The following is a 24,842-nucleotide window of genomic DNA, read 5'->3' as shown; positions in this document are numbered from 1 at the left end:
CTTTCACCAGGGGTTTGTCAGGCGACGGCGTCGTGCAGGCGGGCCGCCTGTTTGTCCTTCAGCGGGCCGATGACCGACAGGGAGGGCTTGCGTCCCAGGATCTCGCCGGCGACCGCCCGGACGTCGTCCGGGGTGACCGACGCTATCCGGGACAGCATGTCGTCGACGGACATCTGCTCGCCCCAGCACAGCTCGCTCTTGCCGATACGGTTCATCAGCGCGCCGGTGTCCTCCAGGCCGAGGACCGTGGAGCCCTGGAGCTGGCCGATGGCCCGTGCGATCTCGTCGTCGGTGAGGCCGTGCTCGGCGACGTGGTCGAGTTCGTCGCGGCAGATCTTCAGCACGTCGTGCACCTGGGAGGGCCGGCAGCCGGCGTAGACGCCGAAGAGACCGCAGTCGGCGAAGCCGGAGGTGTACGAGTACACGCTGTAGGCCAGGCCGCGCTTCTCCCGGACCTCCTGGAAGAGGCGGGAGGACATGCCGCCGCCGAGGGCGGTGTTCAGCACGCCCAGGGCCCAGCGGCGCTCGTCGGTGCGGGACAGGCCGGGCATGCCGAGCACGACGTGGGCCTGCTCGGTCTTGCGGTCGACCAGTTCGACGCGGCCGGCGGTGCGCAGGGCGCGCCTGCCGTCGCGCGGGGCGACGGGCTCGGCGGTCAGGTCCTTGAAGGCGCCGGCCTTCTCGAAGGCGGTGCGGACCTGCCGGACGACCTTGGCGTGGTCGATGTTGCCGGCGCAGGCGACGACCAGGTGGGTGGGGTCGTAGTGCTTCTTGTAGAAGCGGCGGATGCGGTCGGCGGTGAGGGCGTTGACCGTGTCGACCGTGCCGAGGACGGGGCGGCCGAGGGGGTTGTCGCCGAACATCGTGTGCGCGAACAGGTCGTGCACGCAGTCGCCCGGGTCGTCCTCGGTCATGGCGATCTCTTCGAGGATCGCGCCGCGTTCGACGTCGACGTCCTCTTCGAGGATGAGGGAGCCGGTCAGCATGTCGCAGACGACGTCGATGGCGAGCGGCAGGTCCGTGTCGAGCACACGTGCGTAGTAGCACGTGTACTCCTTCGCCGTGAACGCGTTCATCTCGCCGCCGACGGCGTCGATGGCGGAGGAGATGTCCAGGGCGGACCTGCGGTTCGTGCCCTTGAAGAGCAGGTGCTCCAGGTAGTGGGTGGCGCCGTTCAGCGCGGGGGTCTCGTCGCGGGAGCCGACGTGTGCCCAGATGCCGAAGGTCGCGGAGCGGACCGAGGGCAGGGTCTCGGTGACGATGCGCAGGCCGCCCGGGAGGGTGGTCTTGCGGACCGTGCCGATGCCGTTCTCGCCCTTGATGAGGGTTTGGGTACGGGCGACGGCCCGCGCCTCCGAGGAGGTGCGGGCCGTCGCCTTGGAGCCACGGGACGTCACTGGTCGGCGTCGTCCTTCTTCGTCTCGTCGCCGTCCTCGCCCTCGATCACGGGGATCAGGGAGAGCTTGCCGCGGGAGTCGATCTCGGCGATCTCGACCTGGACCTTCTGGCCCACACCGAGGACGTCCTCGACGTTCTCCACGCGCTTGCCGCCGGCCAGCTTGCGGATCTGCGAGATGTGCAGCAGACCGTCCTTGCCGGGCAGCAGGGAGACGAACGCGCCGAAGGTGGTCGTCTTCACGACCGTACCGAGGTAGCGCTCGCCGACCTCGGGCATCGTCGGGTTGGCGATGCCGTTGATCGTGGTGCGGGCGGCCTCCGCGGAGGGGCCGTCGGCGGCACCGATGTAGATCGTGCCGTCGTCCTCGATGGTGATCTCGGCGCCCGTGTCCTCCTGGATCTGGTTGATCATCTTGCCCTTGGGGCCGATGACCTCGCCGATCTTGTCCACGGGGATCTTGACGGTGATGATCCGCGGGGCGTTCGGGGACATCTCGTCCGGGGTGTCGATCGCTTCCATCATCACGTCGAGGATGTGGAGGCGGGCGTCACGGGCCTGCTTCAGGGCCGCGCCCAGGACGGAGGCGGGGATGCCGTCCAGCTTGGTGTCGAGCTGGAGGGCGGTCACGAACTCCTTGGTGCCGGCGACCTTGAAGTCCATGTCGCCGAAGGCGTCCTCCGCACCGAGGATGTCGGTGAGGGTGACGTAGTGCGTCTCGCCCTCGATCTCCTGGGAGATCAGGCCCATGGCGATACCGGCGACGGGGGCCTTGAGCGGCACACCGGCGTTCAGCAGCGACATGGTGGAGGCGCAGACCGAGCCCATGGACGTCGAGCCGTTCGAGCTCAGCGCCTCGGAGACCTGGCGGATCGCGTAGGGGAACTCCTCGCGGGTCGGCAGGACCGGGATCAGGGCGCGCTCGGCGAGGGCGCCGTGGCCGATCTCGCGCCGCTTCGGGGAGCCGACGCGGCCGGTCTCGCCGGTGGAGTACGGCGGGAAGTTGTAGTTGTGCATGTAGCGCTTGCGGGTCACCGGGGAGAGGGTGTCCAGCTGCTGCTCCATGCGGAGCATGTTCAGGGTGGTGACGCCCAGGATCTGGGTCTCGCCACGCTCGAACACGGCGGAGCCGTGGACCCGCGGGATGGCCTCGACCTCGGCGGCGAGCGTACGGATGTCCGTCAGCCCGCGGCCGTCGATGCGCTTCTTCTCCTTGATCACGCGCTCGCGGACCAGCTGCTTGGTGAGCGAGCGGTACGCGGCGGAGATCTCCTTCTCGCGGCCCTCGAACTCCGGCAGGAGCTTCTCGGCGGCGAGCTGCTTGACGCGGTCCAGCTCGCTCTCGCGCTCCTGCTTGCCGGCGATGGTGAGCGCCTGGGCGAGCTCGGGCTTGACGGCGGCGGTGAGCGCCTCCAGGACGTCGTCCTGGTAGTCGAGGAAGATCGGGAACTCGGCGGTCGGCTTGGCGGCCTTCGCGGCGAGGTCGGCCTGGGCCTTGCAGAGGACCTTGATGAAGGGCTTCGCGGCTTCCAGACCGGCGGCGACGACCTCCTCGGTCGGGGCCTCGGCGCCGCCCTTGACCAGCTGGATGGTCTTCTCGGTGGCCTCGGCCTCGACCATCATGATCGCGACGTCGCCGTCCTCCAGGGTGCGGCCCGCGACGACCATGTCGAAGACGGCGTCCTCGAGCTCGGTGTGCGTCGGGAAGGCGACCCACTGGCCGTTGATCAGCGCGACGCGGACGCCGCCGATCGGGCCGGAGAAGGGCAGGCCGGCCAGCTGCGTGGACGCGGAGGCGGCGTTGATCGCCACGACGTCGTACAGGTGGTCGGGGTTGAGCGCCATGATCGTGGCGACGACCTGGATCTCGTTGCGCAGGCCCTTCTTGAAGGACGGGCGCAGCGGGCGGTCGATCAGGCGGCAGGTGAGGATGGCGTCCTCGGAGGGGCGGCCCTCACGGCGGAAGAAGCTGCCGGGGATCTTGCCGGCGGCGTACATCCGCTCCTCGACGTCCACCGTCAGCGGGAAGAAGTCGAGCTGGTCCTTGGGGTTCTTGGAGGCGGTGGTGGCCGACAGCACCATGGTGTCGTCGTCCAGGTACGCCACGGCGGAGCCGGCGGCCTGCTTGGCCAGGCGGCCCGTCTCGAAGCGGATGGTGCGGGTGCCGAAGGCGCCGTTGTCGATGACGGCCTCGGCGTAGTGGGTCTCGTTCTCCACTAGCGATCTCTCCGTTTACTTGTCGTCTTTCGTCCCTCGACTGCCCGTGTGGCAGGGGGACACTCCCGGAGATGCGCGCCGTGCTGTGCGGGCCGGTCTTCGATCGAAGCACCCGGGGCTCTGTTCTCCCGGGGGCCACTACCGAGGACCGGCGGCGGCGTGGAGCGCCTCTCCTCTTGTCGTGCTGTGTCGTCCGTATTGCGTTGTGCTACCACACTACAAAGGGGTGGTGACACTCCGCACGTACAGTTGCGCGCGTACAGCAAAGGGAGCGGCCCCGTTTCTGCCGGGAACCGCTCCCTTCACGGCGTCTTACTTGGCGCCCGCCGCACCACGGCGGATGCCGAGGCGGTCGACCAGCGCACGGAAGCGCTGGATGTCCTTCTTCGCCAGGTACTGGAGAAGGCGGCGACGCTGACCCACCAGGATCAGCAGGCCACGGCGGGAGTGGTGGTCGTGCTTGTGGGTCTTGAGGTGCTCGGTCAGGTCGGAGATCCGACGGGACAGCAGAGCGACCTGGACCTCGGGGGAGCCGGTGTCGCCCTCCTTGGTACCGAACTCGGACACGATCTGCTTCTTCGTAGCGGCGTCGAGCGACACGCGTACTCCTCATTGGTCTGTGATGGCCACCGAGTGCCCCCGGTCTGCTTCTCGGGGGAGCTTCCGTGACTCGGAAGGCGGGGATCCGCTGGGCGCGGCCTCCAGAACGGCTGGTTCCGGGGGTGCGTACACAAACGGCCGTCGACCAGAGTACCAGGTGGTCGGGGCCCTTTTTGCCCTGGCCCCCGAAGCCCCCGGCCGGAGCGGAGAGGGCCACTAGGGTGGGCGGGCTCGGATCGTTCGTACGTCGGGAAGGGGTCGCTGCGGCATGGCGGAGACGGCTGAGGAGATCAAGGCGCGCAAGGAGCGGGAGCGGGACGAGCTCTACGCCCTGGACATCTCCGGCGTGGAGTGGCACTGCGCGCCGGGCACCGAGGAGCACGAGGAGCGGGTGGAGATCGCGTACCTGCCGGAGGGGGCCGTGGCGATGCGGTCCTCCCTCGACCCGGAGACGGTGCTGCGTTACACGGAGGCGGAGTGGCGGGCCTTCGTGCTGGGAGCGCGGGACGGGGAGTTCGACCTGGAGCCGAGGCAGCGCGACGGAGGCTCCCGGGCGGGGCAGTAGGCGCGAGGACGCACGACGAGGGGTGAGCCGGCGGACGGCCGCCCCTCGTTGTGCTGTCCGGGGCCGCAACGGCGCTTTCAGCAAGGGGGTTTCGGGTTCTTCACGTTTCTCGCCCCTTTTTGTTCCTCAACCTGTCTGCCCCGTACGTCACTTCGGGGCACCTTCTGGGCAGGTTGTGACGCGGCGGACAGCTGCTCGGGGGTGGACGGGCCTGCCGTGGCGGGGCTTGTGGTGATTAGGCTGGGACGGGGCACTGCGCCGGAAACCGTGGAGCGGGCGCCGGTGTCCCAGGGGGAACACGGGGGAGTTTGTGGATCGGACTGCCTCGGACGACCTCGATACGCCTCAAACGACTTCGCACGGCTTCGCACGACGTCGGACGACAAGCAAGGGTCGCCCCAGCACGGCATGAGGGTGCTCGACCACACCAGGAGGAACACTGTGAGCAGCGATCGGGACGGGATCCGCGGGGGCTGGGCGACACCCGGCGATGACCAGCCCGACGCGGAGTCCGCGGCAGAGGTGACGGGCGAGTTCACCATCGACTACGCGCCGCCCGCCTGGTACACGCAGAACGCCTCGGGGAGTTCGGCTACGAACTCGGGAGGTTCGGGGGCCGGGGCGGCGTCGTCCGGGGGGTCGGGGGCTTCGGGGGGCTCTGGTGTCTCCGGGAGTGCCGCCGGGGGTGCCTCTGGGGGTGCCGGTTCGGGTTCCAGTACTGGTTCGGGTTCGGGTTCTGGTACGGGTGCGGGTTCCTCCGGTGCGCCGAGCGGGCCGGTTCCGCCGCTGCCCGGTCTGACTCCGCCGCCGCACGCGAATCCCTCCGGGGGTGGCTACGCGTATCCGCCTGCTCCTTCCAGCGGTCCGTCCTCTTCGTACGTACCGGGGCCGGCTCCGGCGCCCGGGGCGCCTTTCACGCCGCCCGCGCCTCCGCCCGCTCCGGGAGCTCCGTTCACGCCTCCCGCGCCCGCTCCGGGTGCGCCCTTCACGCCTCCCGCGCCGTCTGCCGGGGGGCCGTCCGCCGTGCCCAGGCTGCCGATGGGGTTCGAGCCACAGGGGGCCCGCTCCGAGGAGTCCGACCAGTCCGACGGGCGGGCGGAGGAGCCTTCGGCAGGTCCGGCCTCTCCTACGGCTGTGCCGAACATCCCGGTCGGTGGGCAGCAGACGCAGTGGACGCCGCCCGCTCCGCCGGAGGCGGCTCCGGCCGCTCCCGCGACGCCGGCCACGCCGGCCTCCGATGACGCCGAGTCCGCCGAGTCCGTTGACGGTGACCTGGAGAGCGGTGCCACCATGCGCTTCTCCGCCGTCGCGTTGAAGCAGGAGATCGCGGAGCGTGCCGCGGCGGCCGACGAGGTCCAGGACGCGGAGCAGAAGGCTGAGGACGCCGGCGAGGTCGAGGGCACGGAGGCGGTTGCCGAGGAGAGCGGGGCTCCCGAGGAGGCCCGGTCCGAGGACGCGGAGCCGGTGGACGTCCCGGTGGACATCACTGCGGACGAGGACGCCCCAGGGGCGGAGAGCGACGAGTCGACGAGCGAGGACACCGAGCCGCAGGACGACGCGCCGGAGGAGACGGCGTCCACGGACGCGGTGCCGGTCGACGCCGTTCCTGCGGACGCTGAGCCTGCCGACGCCGCTGCCGCTGCCGCTGCTCCCGCGGACGCCGAGCCTGCCGACGCCGCCGTCGCTGACGCCGTTCCCGCGGACGCCGAGCCTGCCGACGCCGTTCCCGCGGACGCCGAGCCTGCCGACGCCGTTCCCGCGGACGCCGAGCCTGCCGACGCCGTTGCCGCTGACGCCGTTCCCGCGGACGCTGAGCCCTCGGATGCCGTGCCGGCGGACGTTGAGCCCGTGGACGCAGCTCCGTCGGATTCGGTTCCTGTAGACGCCGTGCCAGCGGACGCGGCGCCGGTCGATGCCGTGCCCGCCGACGTCCAGGACGCCGGCTCCTCGGTGAACGACGACTTCCCCCTCGCGGACGCCGAGCCGTCAGATGCCGAGCCTGCCAACGCCAAGTCTGTGGACGACGAGGTCGAGGACAAGGGCGAAGACGAGGACAGCGCGGCGCAGGACGCCGCCGTGCCGGGGCCGTCCGATGCCCAGCCCGCGTGGACTCCCCCGGCCCCGCAGGGTGTGCCGCCGCTGCCGCCGTCGTATCAGCCGGCCGTTCCGGCACCGGCGAGCGAGTGGCCGGCCCAGCCTCAGCAGCAGCCGCAGCAGCCGCAGCAGCCCCAGCCCACGGACGCGCAGCCCCAGCCGGCCGCGGCCCAAAGCCAGGCGCCGGTGCCGCCTCAGCCGCCTCAGCCGTCGGTGCCGGCTCAGCAGCCGCCGTTCCAGCCGCAGGCGCCGCAGCCCGCGCCCGCCGCATGGCACCAGCCGGGCGTGCCGACGCCGCCGAACCAGCCGCCCGCTCAGCCGGCGCCCGCGCCTCAGGCCGGCGGTTACGGCTTCCCGCATCCCGGGGCTCCTGCCCCGGCCGCCCCCCACGCCCAGGCCGGTTACGGCTTCCCGCACCCTGGCATGCCTGCTCCCGCCGAGCAGCCACAGCAGCCGCAGCAGCCGCAGCCGCACCCCGGCATGCCCCCGGCGCAGCAGCCGGAGACCCCGCCCGCTCCCAGCCCCGCCCCCGACGCGCAGGGCGCCTACGGTTTCCCGCACCCCGGTGCTCCCGCCCCGGCGGCGCCGAACCCCCAGGGCGGCTACGGCTTCCCCCAGCCGCCGGCCCAGCAGCCCCAATCCCAGCCCCAGCCCGGCATCCCCCCGCAGGCACAGCCGCACGCCCAGCCGCCGCACGCCCAGCCGCCGCACGCTCAGCCCCCGCACCCCGGTGGCCAGCAGCCGCCGGTTCAGCCCGGGCAGCCCGGCCAGGCACAGCCCCCCGTCGACCCCCGCACCGGTGCCGCCTGGCCGCAGCCCATGCAGCACGATCAGCGGCAGCCGACCAATCCCGGGGCCGCGCCGCTCGGTTACACCGCCGCCGTGGAGCTGTCGTCCGACCGGCTGCTCAACAGCAAGAAGCAGAAGGCGAAGAGCAGCCGCCCGGCAGCGGGTGGCGGGCGGTTCAAGATCGGCGGCAAGAAGGAGGAGGCCGAGCGGCAGCGCAAGCTCGACCTGATCCGTACGCCCGTGCTCTCCTGCTACCGGATCGCGGTGATCAGCCTCAAGGGCGGCGTCGGCAAGACGACCACCACCACCGCGCTCGGCTCCACGCTCGCCACCGAGCGGCAGGACAAGATCCTCGCGATCGACGCCAACCCGGACGCGGGCACCCTCGGGCGCCGGGTGCGGCGGGAGACCGGGGCGACCATCCGTGACCTCGTCCAGGCGATCCCGTACCTCAACTCGTACATGGACATCCGGCGGTTCACCTCGCAGGCGTCCTCCGGGCTGGAGATCATCGCCAACGACGTCGACCCGGCCGTGTCCACGACGTTCAACGACGAGGACTACCGGCGGGCGATCGACGTGCTCGGCAAGCAGTACCCGATCATCCTCACCGACTCCGGTACGGGTCTGCTCTACAGCGCCATGCGCGGGGTCCTCGACCTCGCCGACCAGCTCATCATCATCTCGACCCCGTCCGTGGACGGGGCGAGCAGCGCGAGCACCACGCTGGACTGGCTGTCGGCGCACGGATACGCCGACCTCGTCTCGCGGTCCCTCACCGTCATCTCCGGAGTGCGCGAGACCGGCAAGATGATCAAGGTCGAGGACATCGTGGCGCACTTCGAGACGCGCTGCCGGGGCGTCGTCGTCGTGCCGTTCGACGAGCACCTCGCCGCCGGTGCGGAGGTCGACCTCGACATGATGCGGCCGAAGGTGCGGGAGGCGTACTTCAACCTCGCGGCGATGGTCGCCGAGGACTTCGTCCGTCACCAGCAGTCGCACGGGCTGTGGACCTCCGACGGCAACCCGCCGCCCGTCGCCGCCCCGCCGCTCCCGGGCCAGCACGTCCCCGGCCAGCACGTCCCCGGACAGCCCGTTCCCGGCCAGGCTCCCTATCCCGGACAGCCCGTCCCCGGACAGCCTCCGTATCCCGGACAGCAGCAGCCCGGCCCGTACCCCCAGCAGCCCCAGCCCCATCCCCAGCAGCCGGCGCAGCCGTACCCGCAGCCGGGGCAGCCGTACGCGCAGCCCGGACAGCCCTACCCCCAGCCGGGACAGCAGCCGTACCCGCAGGCCGCCGGGCAGCCGCCCTACCCGCAGCCGGGACAGCCCGGCCAGCCCCCGGCCGCCCCGCCGCAGCCGGGCTACGGCTACCCACAGCCGGGTCAGCCCGGACACCCCGGTCACCCCGGTCACCCGGGTCAGCCCGATCCGCAGGGGCAGCAGCCGCAGGGGCAGACCCCGCCGCCCCCGCCCCCGACGCAGTAATCGCCTCACCCGATCGGCCCCTTTCGAGGGGCCGGTCCGCTTTCCGGCCCGTGCCGTCCCGACCCGGCGCGGGCCGTCGTGCGTTCCGGGGCCGGAACGGGCGAAATCCGTTGCCAGGCCCTGGCCAGGGGCGCGTCAGTGGTCTCTACCAATGGGCGCGAAAAGCTCGCCAATTCGTTATTTCCGCAGGCCACAAGGGGTGAATGCGCCGTTGACGGGTGGAGACGGCCGCTGATACACACTCAGCATCCCCTGACAGCTGATCAACCCGTCCTTCCCGTCCGAGCGATGACGCGAGGTCCGACCATGGGCACGAACGATCAGACACGCAGCCTCCCGCGCGGCCTCCGGCTCGTCGCCTTGGCCGGGGCGGCCGCGCTCACCCTCACCGCCGGGCTCGCCACCCCGCTCGACCCGGCGCCCCGGCAGGCCCGGGCGGCCGACGACGGCAAGAAGGTGCTGACCGTCGCGGTCGCGCAGAGCGTGGACTCGCTCAGCCCGTTCCTGGCGGTCCGGCTGCTCAGCACGAGCATCCACCGGCTCATGTACGAGTACCTGACGAACTACGACCCCAAGGACAACCACGCCGTGCCGGGCCTGGCCACCAAGTGGGAGCCGTCGCCGGACAAGCTCACGTGGACGTACACGATCCGCTCGGACTCGACGTGGTCGGACGGCAAGCGGGCCACCGCCGAGGACGCGGCCTGGACGTTCAACAAGATGATGACGGACGACGGCGCGGCCACGGCCAACGGCAGCTACGTCGGGAACTTCGAGAAGGTGACGGCACCGAGCCCCACCAAGCTGGTCATCGAGCTGAAGAAACCGCAGGCCACGATGACCGCGCTGGACGTGCCGATCGTGCCGAAGCACGTGTGGGAGAAGGTCTCGGACTTCTCCGAGTTCAACAACGACAAGAGCTTCCCCGTCGTCGGCAACGGCCCCTTCGTGCTCACCGGCTACAAGGCCGACAGCTACGTCCGGCTCAAGGCGAACAAGTCGTTCTGGCGCGGGGCGCCGAAATTCGACGAGCTGGTCTTCCGCTACTACAAGGACCAGGACGCGGCCGTCTCCGCCCTGCGCAAGGGCGAGGTGTCCTTCGTCGCCGGGTCGCCCTCCCTCACGCCCGCTCAGGCGGACTCGCTGAAGGGCGCGGACGACATCCAGGTGAACGACGCGCCCGGCCGGCGCTTCTACGCCCTGGCCACCAACCCGGGCGCGAAGGCCAAGAACGGCGAGAAGTTCGGTGACGGCCACCCCTCCCTGCTGGACCAGCGGGTGCGCAACGCGCTGTTCATGGCCGTCGACCGCGAGGCCATCATCGACAAGGTGTTCCGGGGCCACGCCGTCGAGGGCGAGGGCTACATCCCACCGCGCTTTCAGGACTATTTCTGGAAGCCCTCCGCGAGCCGGAAACTGGCGTACGACCCGGCGAAGGCGGCGCAGCTGCTCGACCGGGCGGGTTACCGGAAGAACGGTGACGGCAAGCGCGTCGGCAAGGACGGCAAGCCGATCACCTACCGGGTCCTGTGCCACGCCACCGACCCGAACGACAAGGCCGTCGGCAAGTACCTCCAGGAGTGGTGGGGCGACCTCGGCATCGGCGTCCGGCTCGACTGCCTGGACAACGTCACGGACCCGTGGCTGGCCGGCAAGTACGACCTGGCGTTCGACGGCTGGTCGGTCAACCCCGACCCGGACTTCGTGCTGTCCATCCACACCTGCGGCGCGCTCCCGGCGACCCCGAAGGACACGGGCGCGACGGACAACTTCATCTGCGACAAGACCTACGACGAGCTCTACGCCCGCCAGCTCGCCGAGTACGACCCCGCCAAACGGGCGGACATCGTCAAGCAGATGGAGTCGCGGCTGTACGACCTCGGGTACATGAACGTCATGGCGTACCCGAACGCGGTCGAGGCCTACCGGACGGACCAGATCAAGTCGATCACGACCATGCCGGCGAAGGCGGGGAACATCTACGGCCAGGACGGCTACTGGAGCTGGTGGTCGGCCGTCCCGGCGGACTCCGGCGACTCCTCCGGCGGTTCGTCCACGGCTGTCGTGGCCGTCATCGCCACGAGTCTCGTGCTGCTGATCGGCCTCGGTACGGTCGTGGCGGTGCGCCGCCGGGCCGGTGCCGACGACCGTGAGTGACCGTGCGCCGATGACCGCCGACGCGACCCCCGCGCTGGTCGAGGAGAGGCAGACGGCGGCCGGGCCCCGGGTGCGCAAGCGCTCCGCGTACCCGCGGTACCTGGCCGGCAAAGTGGCCGGTGCGGCCGTGTCGCTGCTGGCCGTCCTCGTCACCAGTTTCTTCCTGTTCCGGCTGATCCCCGGCGACCCAGTGAAGACCATGACCGGCGGCCGTCAGGTCTCGGCCGAGCAACTGGCCGCCTACCGCGAGGAGTTCGGGCTCGATCTGCCGCTGTGGCGGCAGTTCACGGACTACTGCGGCAAGGCCCTCACGGGCGACTTCGGGACGTCGTACCAGTTCCGGACGCCCGTGGTCGACAAGATCACCGAGGCGCTGCCGAACACCCTGCTGCTCACCGGCACGGCCTTCGTCCTGTACACCGCGCTCGGCATCTTCCTGGGCACGCGCTCGGCGTGGCGGCGCGGCGGGCTCGGCGACCGGGTCAACACCGGCCTCGCGCTCACCCTGTACTCGATCCCGTCCTTCTGGCTCGGACTGCTGCTGATCATCGTGCTGTCGGTGGGCATCGGCCCGCTGCCGGGCCTGTTCCCGACCGGTGGCATGGAGTCGGGCGGCGAGGAGGGCTTCGCCTACGTCCTCGACGTGGCGCACCATCTGGTGCTGCCGGTGGTGACGCTGGTGGCGGTGGAGTACGGGCAGACGCTGCTGGTCACACGGTCGGCGCTGCTGGACGAGATGGGCAGCGACTACCTGACGACGGCGCGGGCCAAGGGGCTGCGCGACGACCTCGTGCGCCGCCGGCACGCCGTGCCGAACGCGCTGCTGCCGACCGTGACGCTGATCTTCATCAACCTCGGCCGGACGGTGGCGGGCGTGATCCTGGTGGAGACGGTGTTCTCCTGGCCGGGCCTCGGCGGGCTGTTCTACCAGGCGCTGAGCGTGCCCGACCTGCCGCTGGTGCAGGGCCTGTTCTTCGTGTTCGCCGCCGCGGTGATCCTGATGAACACCCTCGCCGACCTGGTGTATCCGCTGCTTGACCCCCGGGTGGCCCGATGACGACGTCGACCGGCACGGCCCCGAGTCCGCGCGCCCTGGCCCGGCAGCGCCGCCGGGCCTCCGTCGCCCGCTTCTGGCGCCGGTACCGTGCGGAACGGGCGGGGCTGTACGGCCTGGCCGTGCTCGTCCTGTGTGCGCTGCTGGCGCTGTTCGCCCCCGTGTTCGTGGGCTCCGACGTGAGCAGTGTCACCGAGGCGCCCGGGCGTCCGATGCAGAGCCCGAGCGCCGAGTTCCCGCTCGGCACCGACCAGTTCGGGCGGGACCTGCTGGGCCTGGTGATCTGGGGCTCGCGGGTGTCGCTGCTGGTCGGGTTGCTCGCGGCCGTGCTGTCGGTGGCGATCGGCACGCTGATCGGGGTCACGGCCGGGCACTTCAAGGGCTGGTACGCGACGGTGATGATGCGCGTGACCGACTGGTTCCTGGTCATGCCGACCCTGGTGCTGGCGATCGCCCTGGTCACCGTGATGTCCCGCTCGCTGACCACGATCGTCGTCGCGATCGGCGTCACGACCTGGCCGACCACGGCCCGTCTGGTGCGCGCGCAGACCCTCGCCGTGGAGACCCGGCCGTACATCGAGCGGGCGAAGGCGCTCGGCGGTGGCCACTGGCACATCATGTCCCGGCACGTCCTGCCCAATGTGATGCCGCTGGTGCTGGCCCAGACGACCCTGATCATCTCCTCGGCCATCCTCGCGGAGGCGACGCTGGCCTTCCTGGGCCTCGGCGATCCGACGGTCGTCTCGTGGGGCGGGCTGCTCCAGGATGCCCGGGAAGCCGGCGCGGTCAGTGCCGGGGACTGGTGGTACCTGGTGCCGCCGGGCATCGCCATCGCCGTGGTGGCGCTGGCGTTCACGCTGTGCGGACGGGCCGTGGAGTCCGTCCTCAACCCCAGGCTGGGGGTGTCGCGTTGAGTCTGCTCGACGTCAGGAACCTGACCGTGACGTACCCGGGCGGCGCGGCCGCCGTGCGCGGGGTGGACCTGCGCCTGGACGCGGGGCGCAAGCTCGGTCTGGCCGGGGAGTCCGGCTGCGGCAAGTCGACGCTGGCGCTGGCCCTGCTGCGGCTGCTGCCGGCCGGCACGCGCATCACCGGAGAGGTCCTGCTCGACGGCGAGGACGTGCTGACCATGAAGTGGGGCCGGGTGCGGGCGGTCCGCTGGGCCGGGGCCTCGGTCGTCTTCCAGGGCGCGATGCACTCGCTGAACGCCGTGCACCGCATCGGCGACCAGATCGCCGAGCCGATCCTGCTGCACAGGAAGGCGACCGCGGCCGGGGCGAAGAGGAAGACCGGCGAGCTGCTGGAGCAGGTCGGCCTGCCCGCGGCCCGCGCCGACGCCTACCCGCACGAGCTGTCCGGCGGCCAGCGCCAGCGCGTCATGATCGCCATGGCCCTGGCCTGCGACCCGCGTCTGATCATCGCGGACGAGCCGACCACCGCGCTCGACGTGATGATCCAGGCCCAGATCCTGCGGCTCATCGAGCAGCTGGTCGCGGACCAGGACCTGGGCCTGATCATGATCAGCCACGACCTGGCCGTCCTGGCCGACACCTGCGACCGGCTGGCGGTGATGTACGCGGGCCGGGTGGTCGAGGAGGGCCCGGCGGCGCAGGTGTACGAGGACGCCCGGCACCCGTACGCCCGAGCCCTGTCGGCGGCGTTCCCGCGCATCGGCGACCCGGGCTCCCGGTTCGCGCCGCAGGGGCTGGCGGGCGATCCGCCCGACCCGGCGGCGCTGCCGTCCGGGTGCACGTTCCACCCGCGCTGCCCGGTGGCGCTGGAGTCGTGCGCCGAGCAGGACCCGGCGCTGCGGGAGGCGGGACCGGGGCGGCGGGCGGCCTGCGTCCTGGCCGGGCCGCCGCCGGACGCGCCCCTCGCGGAGCCGCAGGATCCACAAGCGCTGCAGGAAGCGAGGCCCACCACGCCATGACCCTCTCCCCCACGGCCCCCCAGGTCGGCACGGCACCCCTGCTGAGCGCTGAGGGTCTGCACGTCACCTTCCCGGGACGGCACGGCGGCCCCCCGGCCCGCGCGGTGGACGGCGTGGACCTCGACATCCGGCCCGGCGAGATCGTCGCCCTCGTGGGCGAGTCCGGCTGCGGCAAGACGACCCTGGCGCGCAGCCTGCTGGGTCTGGTGGAGCCGACGGCCGGCCGGGTCACCTTCGACGGCCGTCCCCTGGACTACTCCGGCCGCTCCCTGAAGGCCTACCGCAAGCGCGTCCAGCTGGTCCTCCAGGACCCCAGCGGCTCCCTCAACCCCCGGCACACGGTGTACGACGCGGTCGCCGAGGGCCTGCGCATCCACGGCTTCGCGGGGGACGAGCGCACGGCGGTCGCCGAGGCCCTGTCCCGGGCCGGGCTGCGGCCCCCGGAGCGCTTCTTCCTGCGCTATCCGCACGAGCTGTCCGGCGGGCAGCGCCAGCGGGTCGTCATCGCGGGCGCGCTCGTCCTGGAACCCGAACTCCTCGTCGCCGACGAGCCGGTGGCGTCCCTCGACGCCTCGGTGCGCGGCGAGATCCTCGCCCTGCTGCTCCGGCTGCGCACCGAACTGGGCCTGTCCGCCCTGGTCGTCACGCACGACCTGGGCCTGGCGTGGAACATCGCCGACCGGGTGGCCGTGATGTATCTGGGCCGGATCGTGGAGACGGGCGCGGTGGAGGAGGTCCTGACGGCCCCCCGGCACCCCTACACCCAGGCCCTGCTGTCGGTCCTCCCCGAGGCCCCGGGCGCCCCGGTCATCCTCACCGGCGAACCCCCGGACCCGTCACGCGTGCCGTCCGGCTGCCGCTTCCACGCCCGCTGCCAGGTCCTGGCGAGCGCCGAGGCGGAGCGGGCGGGCGTGGCGGACGCGTGCAGGAACCGGGACCTGGAGGTGCTGAGCGGGGACGGACAGTCACAGGTCGCCTGCCACTGGGCGATGTCCCTCAAGGGCGCGGGGAACGGCGCGACAAGCCACCACGCACCCGCGGACGCCCCACGAGCGGACTAGGCAGCCTGCTCGCCCGCAGGCGGACTAGGCAGCCTGCTCGGCCGCCACCAGCTCCTTGCACTTCCGCACGTCCCGCCCCATCTGCTCCAGCAACGCGTCCAGCGTGTCGAACTTCGCCTGCCCCCGCACGAACGCCAGGAAGTCGACCGCGACATGCAGGCCGTACAGATCCAGCCCGACCCGGTCGATGGCGTACGCCTCCACCGTCCGCTCGGTCCCCTCGAACTGCGGGTTCGTGCCGACGGAGATCGCGGCGGGCATCGCCTCACCCTGCACGTGCAGCCAGCCGGCGTACACGCCGTCGGCCGGCACGGCCGTGTGCGGCAGCGTCTCCACGTTGGCGGTGGGGAAGCCCAGTTCGCGTCCGCGCTGGGCGCCCCGTACGACGACGCCCTCCACCCGGTGCGGCCGGCCCAGGATCTCCGCCGCGCCCCGGACGTCGCCCTCGGCGACCAGACGCCGCGTCAGCGTGGAGGAGAACGGCTCCCCGCCGCCCGCCTCACCCGTCACGTACAGGTCGACGACCTCGACCTCGAAGTCGTAGGTCTTGCCCTGCGTGGCGAGGAACTCCACGTTGCCGGCGGCCTTGTGGCCGAAGCGGAAGTTGGGGCCCTCGACGACCGCCTTGGCGTGCAGCTTGTCGACGAGCACCTTGACGACGAAGTCGGCCGGGGACAGCTTCGAGAACTCGGTCGTGAAGGGCAGGATGAGCACCGCGTCCACGCCGAGGTCCGCCATGAGTTCGGCGCGGCGGTGGTGCGGGGCGAGCAGCGGCGGGTGGCTGCCGGGGCGGACCACTTCGCTGGGGTGCGGGTCGAAGGTGACGACGACGGCGGGCACGCCCAGCTCCCGGGCGCGGTCCACGGCATGCCGGATGATCAGCTGGTGTCCGCGGTGGACTCCGTCGTACGAGCCGATGGTGACGACGCTGCGCCCCCAGTCCTGGGGGATGTCCTCCAAGCCACGCCAGCGCTGCACTGTGCCTGCTCCTTGTCGAAAGCTCGTCGAACCCGTGTCCGGTCGGTTGTCCGTGGTGACGCGTACGCAGGTCTAAGGGTGCCATGCCGGGTCGCCGCCGCCCGCATCGGCATGGAGGCTGTGACCGGGCGCACGGCACCCCGCGCCCGGTCAGACCGGGACGCCGACGCCGGCCAGGTTCTCGATCGTGCGGTGGGAGCTCGGCCCGACCAGGGCCGCCCACTCCTCGGGCGCGTCGGCGAGCCAGCCGGCCACGCGGGCGGCGAAGCCGGGCACGTGCCGGCCGAGGTCGACCAGGGCGCGGTCGAAGCGGCCCGCGCCCTCGGGGGTGCGGCCCAGGAGCAGGCCGACGCGGTGGACGAGTTCGCGCAGGTCGTCGCCGCCGTTGCGGGCGGCGGCGTGCAGCAGCGCGTCCAGGACGTCGGTGTCGTGCTCGCGGGCCAGCAGCACCTCGCGCAGCTCCCGGCGCAGCGGGCGCGAGGCGGGGATGCCGGGCGGCGTGAGGACGCCGGCGAGGGCACACCGCAGCCGCACGGTGCCGCCCTCCAGCAGAGCGGTGACCAGGGGCAGGAGCACGGCCCGGGCGGCGGGGCCCCGGTCGAGCCGCTGGTCCACGTACGCGGCGACCGGCCCGGCGAGGTCCGGGCGCTTCTCCGCCGCGTGCCTCACCAGCGCGGCGACGGGCCGGGCCAGGCCGGGCGGGGTGGCGTCGGCGAGCGCCCGCAGCGCCTCGTCCGCGTCCGGTCGCTCCAGCCGGGCCGCGAAGGCGCCGAGCACCGGCTCGGGGTGGGTGAGCAGGGCACCGGCGAGCGCGTCCGGCGGAAGGTGCGGGTCGCCCGCCGCGAAGTGCTCCAGCGCCCGGGGCAGGTAACGGATCCGGGTGTGCGGATCCTGGACGAGCAGGGCGAGCGCACCGCCGTGCAGGGCCCGGTCGGCCGGGCGGGCGAGCAGGGTGAGGGCCGCGTAGCGCAGCAGGGCGCGGTCGCCCGCGGTGGTGACGTGGGGGGCGACGCGCAGTCCGTGGGCCATCGCCGCGGCGCGCCGGGCCGGCCGCTCGTCGCGCGCCCACCGGTCGGCGGCCCGGCACAGCGCCGACGGCTCCTCCTCGGCCAGGACTGCGAGCAGTTCGTCGGCCCGCCGGTGCGCGCGGTCGGCGAGGACGTCCGTCAGCTCGTCCGGGGCGCGGTGGCGGTGGGTGTGCAGCAGCGCCTGCGCGGCCAGGGCCACGGTCGCGTGCGGGGTGGCGGGCAGCGGCTGCTCGTCGTCGAACCAGCGGACGAGCTGCGGCTGTAGGGCGACGGGGTCGGCGGCCAGCAGCCGTGCGACGGCGTCCAGGAAGCGGGGGCCGGTCTCGCACGGCGGTCCGTCGGCGTGCACCAGCTGCCTGAGCAGCCGGAACCGCGGGCCCTCCGGCAGCCGCAGGCCGGTCCAGAAGTCCGGCCCGAGCACGTCGGGCACGGGCCGCTCCTGCCGCCGCCAGGCCACGACCCGGTCGGCGAGCAGCCGCAGCACGTCGGTGTACGGCGTGGCGTCCGGCACGGCCGACAGCGTCCCGGCCAGCAGCCGGGCGGCCCACCAGGACCCCGGGTCGGCGTCCAGGGCGTGCACCAGGTCGGCCAGGCGGGAGGCCAGCGGCCCGGTGCCGTGCTGCCGCTCCAGACACAGCAGGGCCTGGACGACGGGACCGATGCGGTGGTGCGGGACGGGGTCCGCCGGTTCGTCCCGGGTGCGATGAACGAGGGCGTGCAGGGCCTCGTCGAGGTCGAGGTGCAGGCCGTGGAGCCAGTCGGCGAGCTCCTCGTGGGCGAAGCGGTAGCCCGGTCCTGAGGGCACGAGCAGGCCCTCAGCGAGCACGGCCGAGGCCCAGCCGCTGCCACCGCCGAGCCGCTCCGGGGCGGTGCCCCACGGGAACACGGCCCCGAAGGTCTCCCGGTCCAGGTCCCCTAGGCCCGGGCCGAGGCTGCGCCGCGCGGCCTCGTGCACCTGCCCGGCGACCTTCGCGGCCAGCCGGCGTACGGCGGTGCCGCGCAGGCCGTCGCCGGCGGCCAGGCGCCGGGCGATCCGCAGGGCGCTCAGGTCCACGTAGGCGGAGAAGACGTCGTTGCGGTCGAGGGGGACGGCGGGCCGCTCCGGGGTGTCGCCGAGCGCGGCCCGGATCTCGGCGAGCAGGCGGAGCGTGAGGGGGTGCCGGGCGTCGGTGCCGGCCAGGGCGCCTTCCGGGATGCCGAGGTGCTCGCGGGCCTGGCGGGCCTCGTCCTCGGTGAGGTCGCCGAGCAGGACGCGCGCGGGCCGGTGCAGCGGGTCCGACGCCTCCTCCCAGTACTCCGCGCGGCAGGCCGTCACCAGCCGTACGCCCGTCTCCCGCAGCCAGCGCAGCGTCCCGTCCGCCCAGTCGGCGAAGCGGCGGGCCAGGGCGGGCGGCATCTCCTCGGGGCCGTCGAGCAGGAGCAGCAGGGGGCGGCCGAGCGCGCGGGCGCGGTGGGCGAGGCGTTCCGGCGAGAGGTCGCCGAGGTCGGCCGGGGTCCGTGGGGCGGCCACGGCGGGGGCGGCCCGGGTCAGGGCCCGGCGGGCGGCGTCCGCCACCGATGTGTCGTCGTCGCGCAGGTCGCAGCCGCGCAGCCACAGCGTCGGGTGCCCGGTGCGGGCGCGCCGGGCCGCGAGGGCCGCGAGCTCCGTCGTCCGGCCGCTGCCGGGCGCGCCGACCAGACCGAGGACGGGCTCCGGGCCCGACGCGAAGGCGTCGAACTCGGCTGCCACCGCCGCCCGTTCGACCGGTTCCGCGAGCCCCGGGGGCCGGGGTGGGCCGTCCAGGCCCACGCAGACGCCGGTGAGCTCCAGCACCGCGGCCAGGTTGAGGTCGTCGCCGTACGCCGGGACCGTCGCCGCGTTCTCGGCGAGCAGCTCGGCCAGCGGGCCGGCCGCCCCTGGTACTCCCGGGTGCAGCGGCACGGCGAATCCGACGTCGCGGTGGCCGGAGCGCAGCGCGGTGCCGAGGACGGCGACGACGGCTCCGGTCGCGGCGTCGACCACCGGACCGCCGGCCGCTCCCCCGCCCAGCCGCAGCGCGTCCCGCCCGGCCGTGCCGACCGCCAGCTCCAGCGCGCCGTCGATGCGGTGGAAGCGGTCCGTGGCCGCGTACGTCACGCCGGTCGCGCCCAGGACCCGCGCCTCGCGCCAGCCGCCGGCGGCGATCCGCACGTAGGTGCCCGTCCCGGCCCCGTCCCGGGCGGTGACGGGCAGCGGCGGCACGCCGAGGCCCTCGGTCCGGACGAGGGCCAGGTCGAGGGCGGGCAGTGGCGTGATCGCGTCGGCGGTCACGACCCGGCGGCGGTCGCCCGCTCCGTACAGCACGAGCCGGGGCAGGCCGTCGACGGCCTCGTGGCTGGTGACGAGCGTGCCGTGGTGGTCGGCGAGGAAGCCGGTGCCGCGCGGGCGGCCCGCCAGGTCGTGGATGCGCACCAGCGCCTCGTCCGGGGGCGCCTGGTCCGCGCACTCCACCGCTCCGGGGTGGTCCGGGGAGTCCGGTGCGCTGTCGTCCGTCTCCCGGGACCGGTTCCGCGACGTCATCGTCGAGCCTCCCCGCCGTACACCCGTGCTCTTGTGTTCGACGTTAGGGGCGGGATGATCAGCGGGACAGATCGCTTCGCGAAAGCGCCCCCTTCCGCTCCCCCGGTTCACTCCGAGCGCCCGCACGGACGGGTGAACGGACGGGGGCGGCTGGATACACCCTAGGGGTGGGGGAACCGAGGGGGGACCGTGGAGCGGCGGAAGTGGAGGTACCCCGTGGCCGCCGCTCCACGGGCGGACCGCCCGGGCCGGGCGGTCAGCCGAAGACGGCCAGGCTCTTGGCCTTGCCCCGCTGCTCCTCGACGAGGGCGAGGAAGCGGCCCTCCGGGTCGAACACGGCGACCGGGCCGGTGCCCGCGTACTGCTCGGGCATCTCCAGCCGCACGCCGTTGGTCAGCAGCTTGGCGCGGCGGGCGTCGACGTCCCAGCGGGGGAACGCGGCCGCGGCGGCCTCGGCGACCGGCATCACGGTCAGCTCCTGCTGGAGCTGGTCCAGGGTGCGGGCCGCGTCCAGCTTGTAGGGGCCGACGCGGGTGCGGCGCAGGGCGGTGAGGTGACCGCCGACTCCGAGATCAGCGCCCAGGTCGCGGGCGAGGGCCCGGATGTAGGTGCCGGAGGAGCAGACGACCGACACGACCAGGTCGAGCACGGGCGTGCCGTCCTCGGCGACGGCGTCCCGGACGTCGTACACGCCGAAGTGGGAGACCGTGACGGGCCGGGCGGGGATCTCGAACTCCTCGCCCTCCCTGGCCCGCTTGTAGGAGCGCACGCCGTTGATCTTGATGGCGCTGACCTTGGACGGCACCTGCATGATGTCGCCGGTGAGCCGGGCGATGCCGGCGTCGATGGCGTCCCGGGTGATCCGCGAGGCGTCGGCGGAGGAGGTGATCTCCCCCTCGGCGTCGTCCGTGAGGGTGTTCTGGCCCAGGCGGATGGTGCCCAGGTACTCCTTCTCGGTCAGCGCGAGGTGGCCGAGGAGCTTGGTGGCCTTCTCGACGCCGAGGACGAGGACGCCCGTCGCCATCGGGTCGAGGGTGCCGGCGTGCCCGACGCGTCGTGTCCTGGCGATGCCGCGCATCTTGGCGACGACGTCGTGCGAAGTGAAGCCCGACGGCTTGTCGACGATGACGAGGCCGTCGGGCGTGGTGTGCTTCTGGGTCATTCGGCGGTGTCGTCCGTCTCGTCGTCCTCGTCCGGCTTGCGGTACGGGTCGGCGTCACCGGCGTACTTCGCACCGGCGGACGCCTCGCGCACCTTCTCGTCGGACTGGCGCGCCTTGTCGAGGAGGTCCTCGATGGTGCGGGCGTTGTCCGGCAGGGCGTCCATGACGAAGGTCAGGGTCGGCGTGAACTTCACACCGGCGGCCCGGCCCACCTCGGAGCGCAGGATGCCCTTGGCGCTCTCCAGGCCGGCGGCGGCCGCCGCGCGCTCCTCGTCGTCCCCGTACACGGTGTAGAAGACGGTCGCCTCCCTGAGGTCACCCGTGACCCGGGTGTCCGTGATGGTGACGTGCGAGCCGAGCCGCGGGTCCTTGATCCCGCGCTGCAGCTTCTGGGCCACCACCTCTCGGATGAGGTCCGCCAGCCTTTTAGCCCGCGCGTTGTCGGCCACTGGTCCGTCTCCCGTTCTTTCCTGTCCGGTTCGTTCTCGGTTCGTCAGTCGTCTTCGCCGTGGAAGCGCCGCCTGACGGACAGCAGCTCCACTTCGGGGCGGGCGGCGACCAGCCGTTCGCACCGGTCTAGCACCTCGCTCAAGTGCCCCGCGTCGCCGGACACCAACGCCAGGCCGATGACCGCCCTGCGATGGAGGTCCATGTGGTCCACCTCGGCCGCGCTCACCGCGTACTTGCGCTGGAGCTCGGCGACGATGGGGCGGACGACGGAGCGCTTCTCCTTCAGCGACCGTACGTCGCCGAGGAGCAGGTCGAAGGACAGAGTCCCCACGTACATGTGTGTCCGGATGACCCGCCGGTACGGGATCGATGGCCTGCGCGGTCGGGGCGCAGGAACACCAGGAACGTTACCGCGATCGTGCCGGGGGCTCGATCGGGTTTTCCGGCGCGCACCGCGCCCCGGCGCGCACCGCGCCCCAACGGCCAGCCGGCCGACGCGGCGGGTGCCGCGTCGGCCGGCTGGTGATCCGTGGGTGTTACACCCGCGGCTTCTCGCGCATCTCGTACGTCGCGATGACGTCGTCGACCTTGATGTCGTTGAAGTTGCCGAGGTTGATACCGCCCTCGAACCCTTCGCGGATCTCGGTGACGTCGTCCTTGAAGCGACGCAGACCCTCGATGTTGAGGTTCTCCGCGACCACCTTGCCGTCGCGGATGAGGCGCGCCTTGGTGTTGCGCTTGACCTCGCCGGAGCGGATGAGAACACCCGCGATGTTGCCCAGCTTGGACGACTTGAAGACCTCGCGGATCTCCGCCGTACCGAGCTCGACCTCCTCGTACTCCGGCTTGAGCATGCCCTTGAGGGCCGCCTCGATCTCCTCGATCGCCTGGTAGATGACCGAGTAGTACCGGACGTCGACACCCTCGCGCTCGGCCATCTGCTGCGCACGCCCGGCGGCGCGCACGTTGAAGCCGATGACGATGGCGTCGGAGCCCATGGCCAGGTCGATGTCGGACTCCGTGACCGCACCGACGCCGCGGTGCAGGACGCGGATGTCGACCTCTTCGCCGACGTCCAGCTGGAGCAGGGAGGACTCCAGAGCCTCGACCGATCCGGACGCGTCGCCCTTGATGATCAGGTTCAGCTGCTGGACCTCGCCGGCCTTCAGCACCTTGTCCAGGTCCTCCAGCGACACGCGGCGCGTGCGCTTGGCGAACGCGGCGTTCCGCTCGCGGGCGGCTCGCTTCTCCGCGATCTGGCGGGCCGTACGGTCCTCGTCGACGACGAGGAAGTTGTCGCCCGCGCCCGGGACGTTGGTCAGGCCGAGGACCTGGACCGGCGTCGACGGGCCCGCCTCGGTGACGAGGTTGCCGTTGTCGTCGTGCATCGCCCGGACTCGGCCGTACGCGTCGCCGACCACCATGGTGTCGCCGACCCGCAGCGTGCCGCGCTGGACGAGGACCGTCGACACGGCACCGCGGCCGCGGTCGAGACGGGACTCGATCGCGATGCCCTGCGCGTCCTGGTGCGGGTTGGCCCGCAGGTCGAGCGAGGCGTCGGCCGTGAGGATCACGGCCTCCAGCAGGGAGTCGATGTGCAGACCCTGCTTGGCGGAGATGTCGACGAACATCGTGTCGCCGCCGTACTCCTCGGCCACCAGCCCGTACTCGGTGAGCTGACCGCGCACCTTGGTCGGGTCGGCGCCCTCGACGTCGATCTTGTTGACCGCGACGACGATCGGGACGTCGGCCGCCTTGGCGTGGTTGAGCGCCTCGACCGTCTGCGGCATGACGCCGTCGTTGGCCGCGACGACCAGGATCGCGATGTCGGTCGACCGGGCACCACGGGCACGCATGGCGGTGAACGCCTCGTGACCCGGGGTGTCGATGAAGGTGATCTTGCGCTCTTCGTCGTTGACCTCGGTCGCGACCTGGTAGGCACCGATGTGCTGGGTGATGCCGCCGGCCTCGCCCGCGATGACGTTCGTCTTGCGGATGGCGTCGAGGAGCCGGGTCTTACCGTGGTCGACGTGACCCATGACGGTGACGACCGGCGGGCGGACCACCAGGTCCTCCTCGTCGCCCTCGTCCTCGCCGAACTCGATGTCGAAGGACTCGAGCAGCTCGCGGTCCTCCTCCTCCGGGCTGACGATCTGAACCGTGTAGTTCATCTCGTCGGCGAGGAGCTGGAGCGTCTCGTCGGAGACGGACTGCGTGGCCGTGACCATCTCGCCGAGGTTCATCATGACCGCGACGAGCGACGCCGGGTTGGCGTTGATCTTCTCCGCGAAGTCGGTGAGGGACGCACCGCGCGACAGGCGAACGGTCTCGCCGTTGCCGCGAGGCAGCATCACGCCGCCGACCGACGGGGCCTGCATGGCCTCGTACTCCTGGCGCCTCTGCCGCTTCGACTTGCGGCCACGACGCGCGGGACCGCCGGGACGGCCGAAGGCGCCCTGCGTGCCACCGCGGCCACCCGGACCACCGGGACGACCACCGAAGCCGGGACGGCCACCGCCGCCACCGGGACCACCGGGACGACCGGCGAAACCGCCACCGCCGCCACCGGGACCACCGGGACGACCGGCGAAACCGCCGCCGCCGCCACCGGGACGGCCAGCGAAGCCGCCGCCACCCGGACGACCGCCGCCACCGGGACCGCGACCGCCGCCGCCGGGACCGCGGCCACCGGGGCCACCGCCGCCGGGACGCGGGCCGGCAGCCGGACGCTGCGGCATCATGCCGGGGTTCGGACGCGGGCCACCGGGACCGCCACCGGGACGCGGACCGCCGCCCTGCGGACGGGGCATGCCGCCCGGCGTGGGACGGGCGCCACCGGGAGCCTGCGGACGGGGACCGCCCGCCGCACCCTGGGGACGGGGACCGCCCTGGCCCTGGCCCTGCGGACGCGGGGCGCCGCCGGGCGCACCGGGGCCGCCCGGACGCGGGGCACCGCCGGGACGGGGCGCCTGCGGGCGCGCCATGCCGGTGGACCCACCGGAGGTGAAGGGGTTGTTGCCCGGACGGGGACCCGCCGGACGGGCACCGGGACGCGGGGCACCGCCACTCGGACGCGGAGCGCCGGGACGGTCGCCACGGTCACCACGGCCCTGGCCGCCCTGGCCGGGACCGGCCGGACGCGGAGCGCCCGGACGCGGGGTCTGGCCGGCCGGACGCGGGGCGCCCGGACGCGGGCCGGAGCCCTGGGAGGGCGCGGCGGGAGCCGACGGCGGTGCCGTGAACTCGGGCGTGGTCGGAGCCGGGGACGCCGGGGCGGGCCGCGGCGCGGGCTTCGGGCCCGGGGTGGGACGGGGGCCGGGAGTGGCCGGCGCGG

General features: G+C 72.8%; 16 protein-coding genes and 1 pseudogene. 8 read left to right on the top strand and 9 right to left on the bottom strand.

Features of this window, described 5'->3' with window-relative positions; translation table 11 throughout:
* Positions 1–17: 17 nt before the first annotated feature.
* The 3 genes from CHR28_RS35880 to rpsO form a co-directional block, all read right to left on the bottom strand.
* Complete coding sequence (locus CHR28_RS35880) at positions 18–1,397, bottom strand: M16 family metallopeptidase (RefSeq protein ID WP_094057918.1); 1,380 nt, start codon at positions 1,395–1,397, stop codon at positions 18–20.
* Positions 1,394–3,613 (bottom strand): polyribonucleotide nucleotidyltransferase, encoded by a 2,220-nt coding sequence (locus tag CHR28_RS35875; protein WP_094057917.1) that lies wholly within the window; start codon positions 3,611–3,613, stop codon positions 1,394–1,396. The genes CHR28_RS35880 and CHR28_RS35875 overlap by 4 nt, the downstream gene beginning before the upstream one ends.
* A gap of 312 nt (positions 3,614–3,925) precedes the next feature.
* Complete coding sequence (gene rpsO / locus CHR28_RS35870) at positions 3,926–4,213, bottom strand: 30S ribosomal protein S15 (RefSeq protein ID WP_094057916.1); 288 nt, start codon at positions 4,211–4,213, stop codon at positions 3,926–3,928.
* 268 nt (positions 4,214–4,481) lie between these two features.
* On the opposite strand from rpsO, the gene CHR28_RS35865 reads away from it, so the two are divergent.
* The 8 genes and pseudogenes from CHR28_RS35865 to CHR28_RS35835 all read left to right on the top strand — a co-directional run bounded on the left by CHR28_RS35865 (position 4,482) and on the right by CHR28_RS35835 (position 15,351).
* A complete protein-coding gene (locus tag CHR28_RS35865) occupies positions 4,482–4,778 on the top strand; it encodes a DUF397 domain-containing protein (RefSeq protein WP_094057915.1) in 297 nt (98 codons plus the stop codon).
* Positions 4,779–5,186: 408 nt separating this feature from the next.
* Positions 5,187–5,300: pseudogene (locus CHR28_RS39075) on the top strand (hypothetical protein); the annotation flags it as partial.
* A gap of 612 nt (positions 5,301–5,912) precedes the next feature.
* Positions 5,913–9,149, top strand: coding sequence for a nucleotide-binding protein (locus tag CHR28_RS35860; RefSeq protein ID WP_373453418.1), 3,237 nt, complete (start codon positions 5,913–5,915; stop codon positions 9,147–9,149).
* 306 nt (positions 9,150–9,455) lie between these two features.
* Entirely contained in the window at positions 9,456–11,306 is a 1,851-nt protein-coding gene (locus CHR28_RS35855; protein WP_094057913.1) for an ABC transporter substrate-binding protein, read from the top strand.
* A gap of 10 nt (positions 11,307–11,316) precedes the next feature.
* A complete protein-coding gene (locus CHR28_RS35850; RefSeq protein WP_094057912.1) occupies positions 11,317–12,363 on the top strand; it encodes an ABC transporter permease in 1,047 nt (348 codons plus the stop codon).
* Positions 12,360–13,274, top strand: a complete 915-nt coding sequence (locus CHR28_RS35845) for an ABC transporter permease (RefSeq protein ID WP_094057911.1) — start codon at positions 12,360–12,362, stop codon at positions 13,272–13,274. The genes CHR28_RS35850 and CHR28_RS35845 overlap by 4 nt, the downstream gene beginning before the upstream one ends.
* On the top strand, positions 13,271–14,290 hold the full coding sequence (locus CHR28_RS35840; RefSeq protein ID WP_107473158.1) for an ABC transporter ATP-binding protein: 1,020 nt from the start codon (positions 13,271–13,273) through the stop codon (positions 14,288–14,290). The genes CHR28_RS35845 and CHR28_RS35840 overlap by 4 nt, the downstream gene beginning before the upstream one ends.
* Positions 14,287–15,351 carry an ABC transporter ATP-binding protein gene (locus CHR28_RS35835; RefSeq protein ID WP_094057910.1) on the top strand — a complete coding sequence of 355 codons (1,065 nt, stop codon included), beginning with the start codon at positions 14,287–14,289 and terminating at the stop codon, positions 15,349–15,351. Before CHR28_RS35840 ends, CHR28_RS35835 begins: the two co-directional genes overlap by 4 nt.
* A gap of 24 nt (positions 15,352–15,375) precedes the next feature.
* Here CHR28_RS35835 and CHR28_RS35830 read toward each other — a convergent pair whose 3' ends face one another.
* The 6 genes from CHR28_RS35830 to infB form a co-directional block, all read right to left on the bottom strand.
* Entirely contained in the window at positions 15,376–16,329 is a 954-nt protein-coding gene (locus CHR28_RS35830) for a bifunctional riboflavin kinase/FAD synthetase (protein ID WP_094057909.1), read from the bottom strand.
* A gap of 150 nt (positions 16,330–16,479) precedes the next feature.
* Positions 16,480–19,896 carry a trypsin-like peptidase domain-containing protein gene (locus tag CHR28_RS35825; protein WP_094057908.1) on the bottom strand — a complete coding sequence of 1,139 codons (3,417 nt, stop codon included), beginning with the start codon at positions 19,894–19,896 and terminating at the stop codon, positions 16,480–16,482.
* Between the two features lie 256 nt (positions 19,897–20,152).
* Positions 20,153–21,058: a tRNA pseudouridine(55) synthase TruB gene (gene truB / locus CHR28_RS35820; protein ID WP_094057907.1), complete on the bottom strand. Its 906-nt coding sequence runs from the start codon at positions 21,056–21,058 to the stop codon at positions 20,153–20,155.
* Entirely contained in the window at positions 21,055–21,507 is a 453-nt protein-coding gene (gene rbfA / locus CHR28_RS35815; RefSeq protein ID WP_094057906.1) for a 30S ribosome-binding factor RbfA, read from the bottom strand. The genes truB and rbfA overlap by 4 nt, the downstream gene beginning before the upstream one ends.
* Before the next feature lie 44 nt (positions 21,508–21,551).
* Positions 21,552–21,845 (bottom strand): DUF503 domain-containing protein, encoded by a 294-nt coding sequence (locus CHR28_RS35810; RefSeq protein WP_010042759.1) that lies wholly within the window; start codon positions 21,843–21,845, stop codon positions 21,552–21,554.
* A gap of 199 nt (positions 21,846–22,044) precedes the next feature.
* On the bottom strand, positions 22,045–24,842 hold a 2,798-nt coding region (infB, locus tag CHR28_RS35805; RefSeq protein ID WP_094057926.1), incomplete at its 5' end, for a translation initiation factor IF-2.

Source organism: Streptomyces sp. XY006 (assembly GCF_002237655.1).
Classification (GTDB): Bacteria; Actinomycetota; Actinomycetes; order Streptomycetales; family Streptomycetaceae; genus Streptomyces; species Streptomyces levis.
This window is presented reverse-complemented; position numbering and strand designations above follow the sequence as displayed.

Bases quoted from the DNA above. Each gene is read 5' to 3' on its own strand.
- CHR28_RS35855 (WP_094057913.1), top strand. From the start codon at position 9,456: ATGGGCACGAACGATCAGACACGCAGCCTCCCGCGCGGCCTCCGGCTC.
- CHR28_RS35825 (WP_094057908.1), bottom strand. From the start codon at position 19,896: ATGACGTCGCGGAACCGGTCCCGGGAGACGGACGACAGCGCACCGGAC.
- CHR28_RS35865 (WP_094057915.1), top strand. From the start codon at position 4,482: ATGGCGGAGACGGCTGAGGAGATCAAGGCGCGCAAGGAGCGGGAGCGG.
- CHR28_RS35835 (WP_094057910.1), top strand. From the start codon at position 14,287: ATGACCCTCTCCCCCACGGCCCCCCAGGTCGGCACGGCACCCCTGCTG.
- CHR28_RS35850 (WP_094057912.1), top strand. From the start codon at position 11,317: ATGACCGCCGACGCGACCCCCGCGCTGGTCGAGGAGAGGCAGACGGCG.
- CHR28_RS35810 (WP_010042759.1), bottom strand. From the start codon at position 21,845: ATGTACGTGGGGACTCTGTCCTTCGACCTGCTCCTCGGCGACGTACGG.
- truB (WP_094057907.1), bottom strand. From the start codon at position 21,058: ATGACCCAGAAGCACACCACGCCCGACGGCCTCGTCATCGTCGACAAG.
- CHR28_RS35845 (WP_094057911.1), top strand. From the start codon at position 12,360: ATGACGACGTCGACCGGCACGGCCCCGAGTCCGCGCGCCCTGGCCCGG.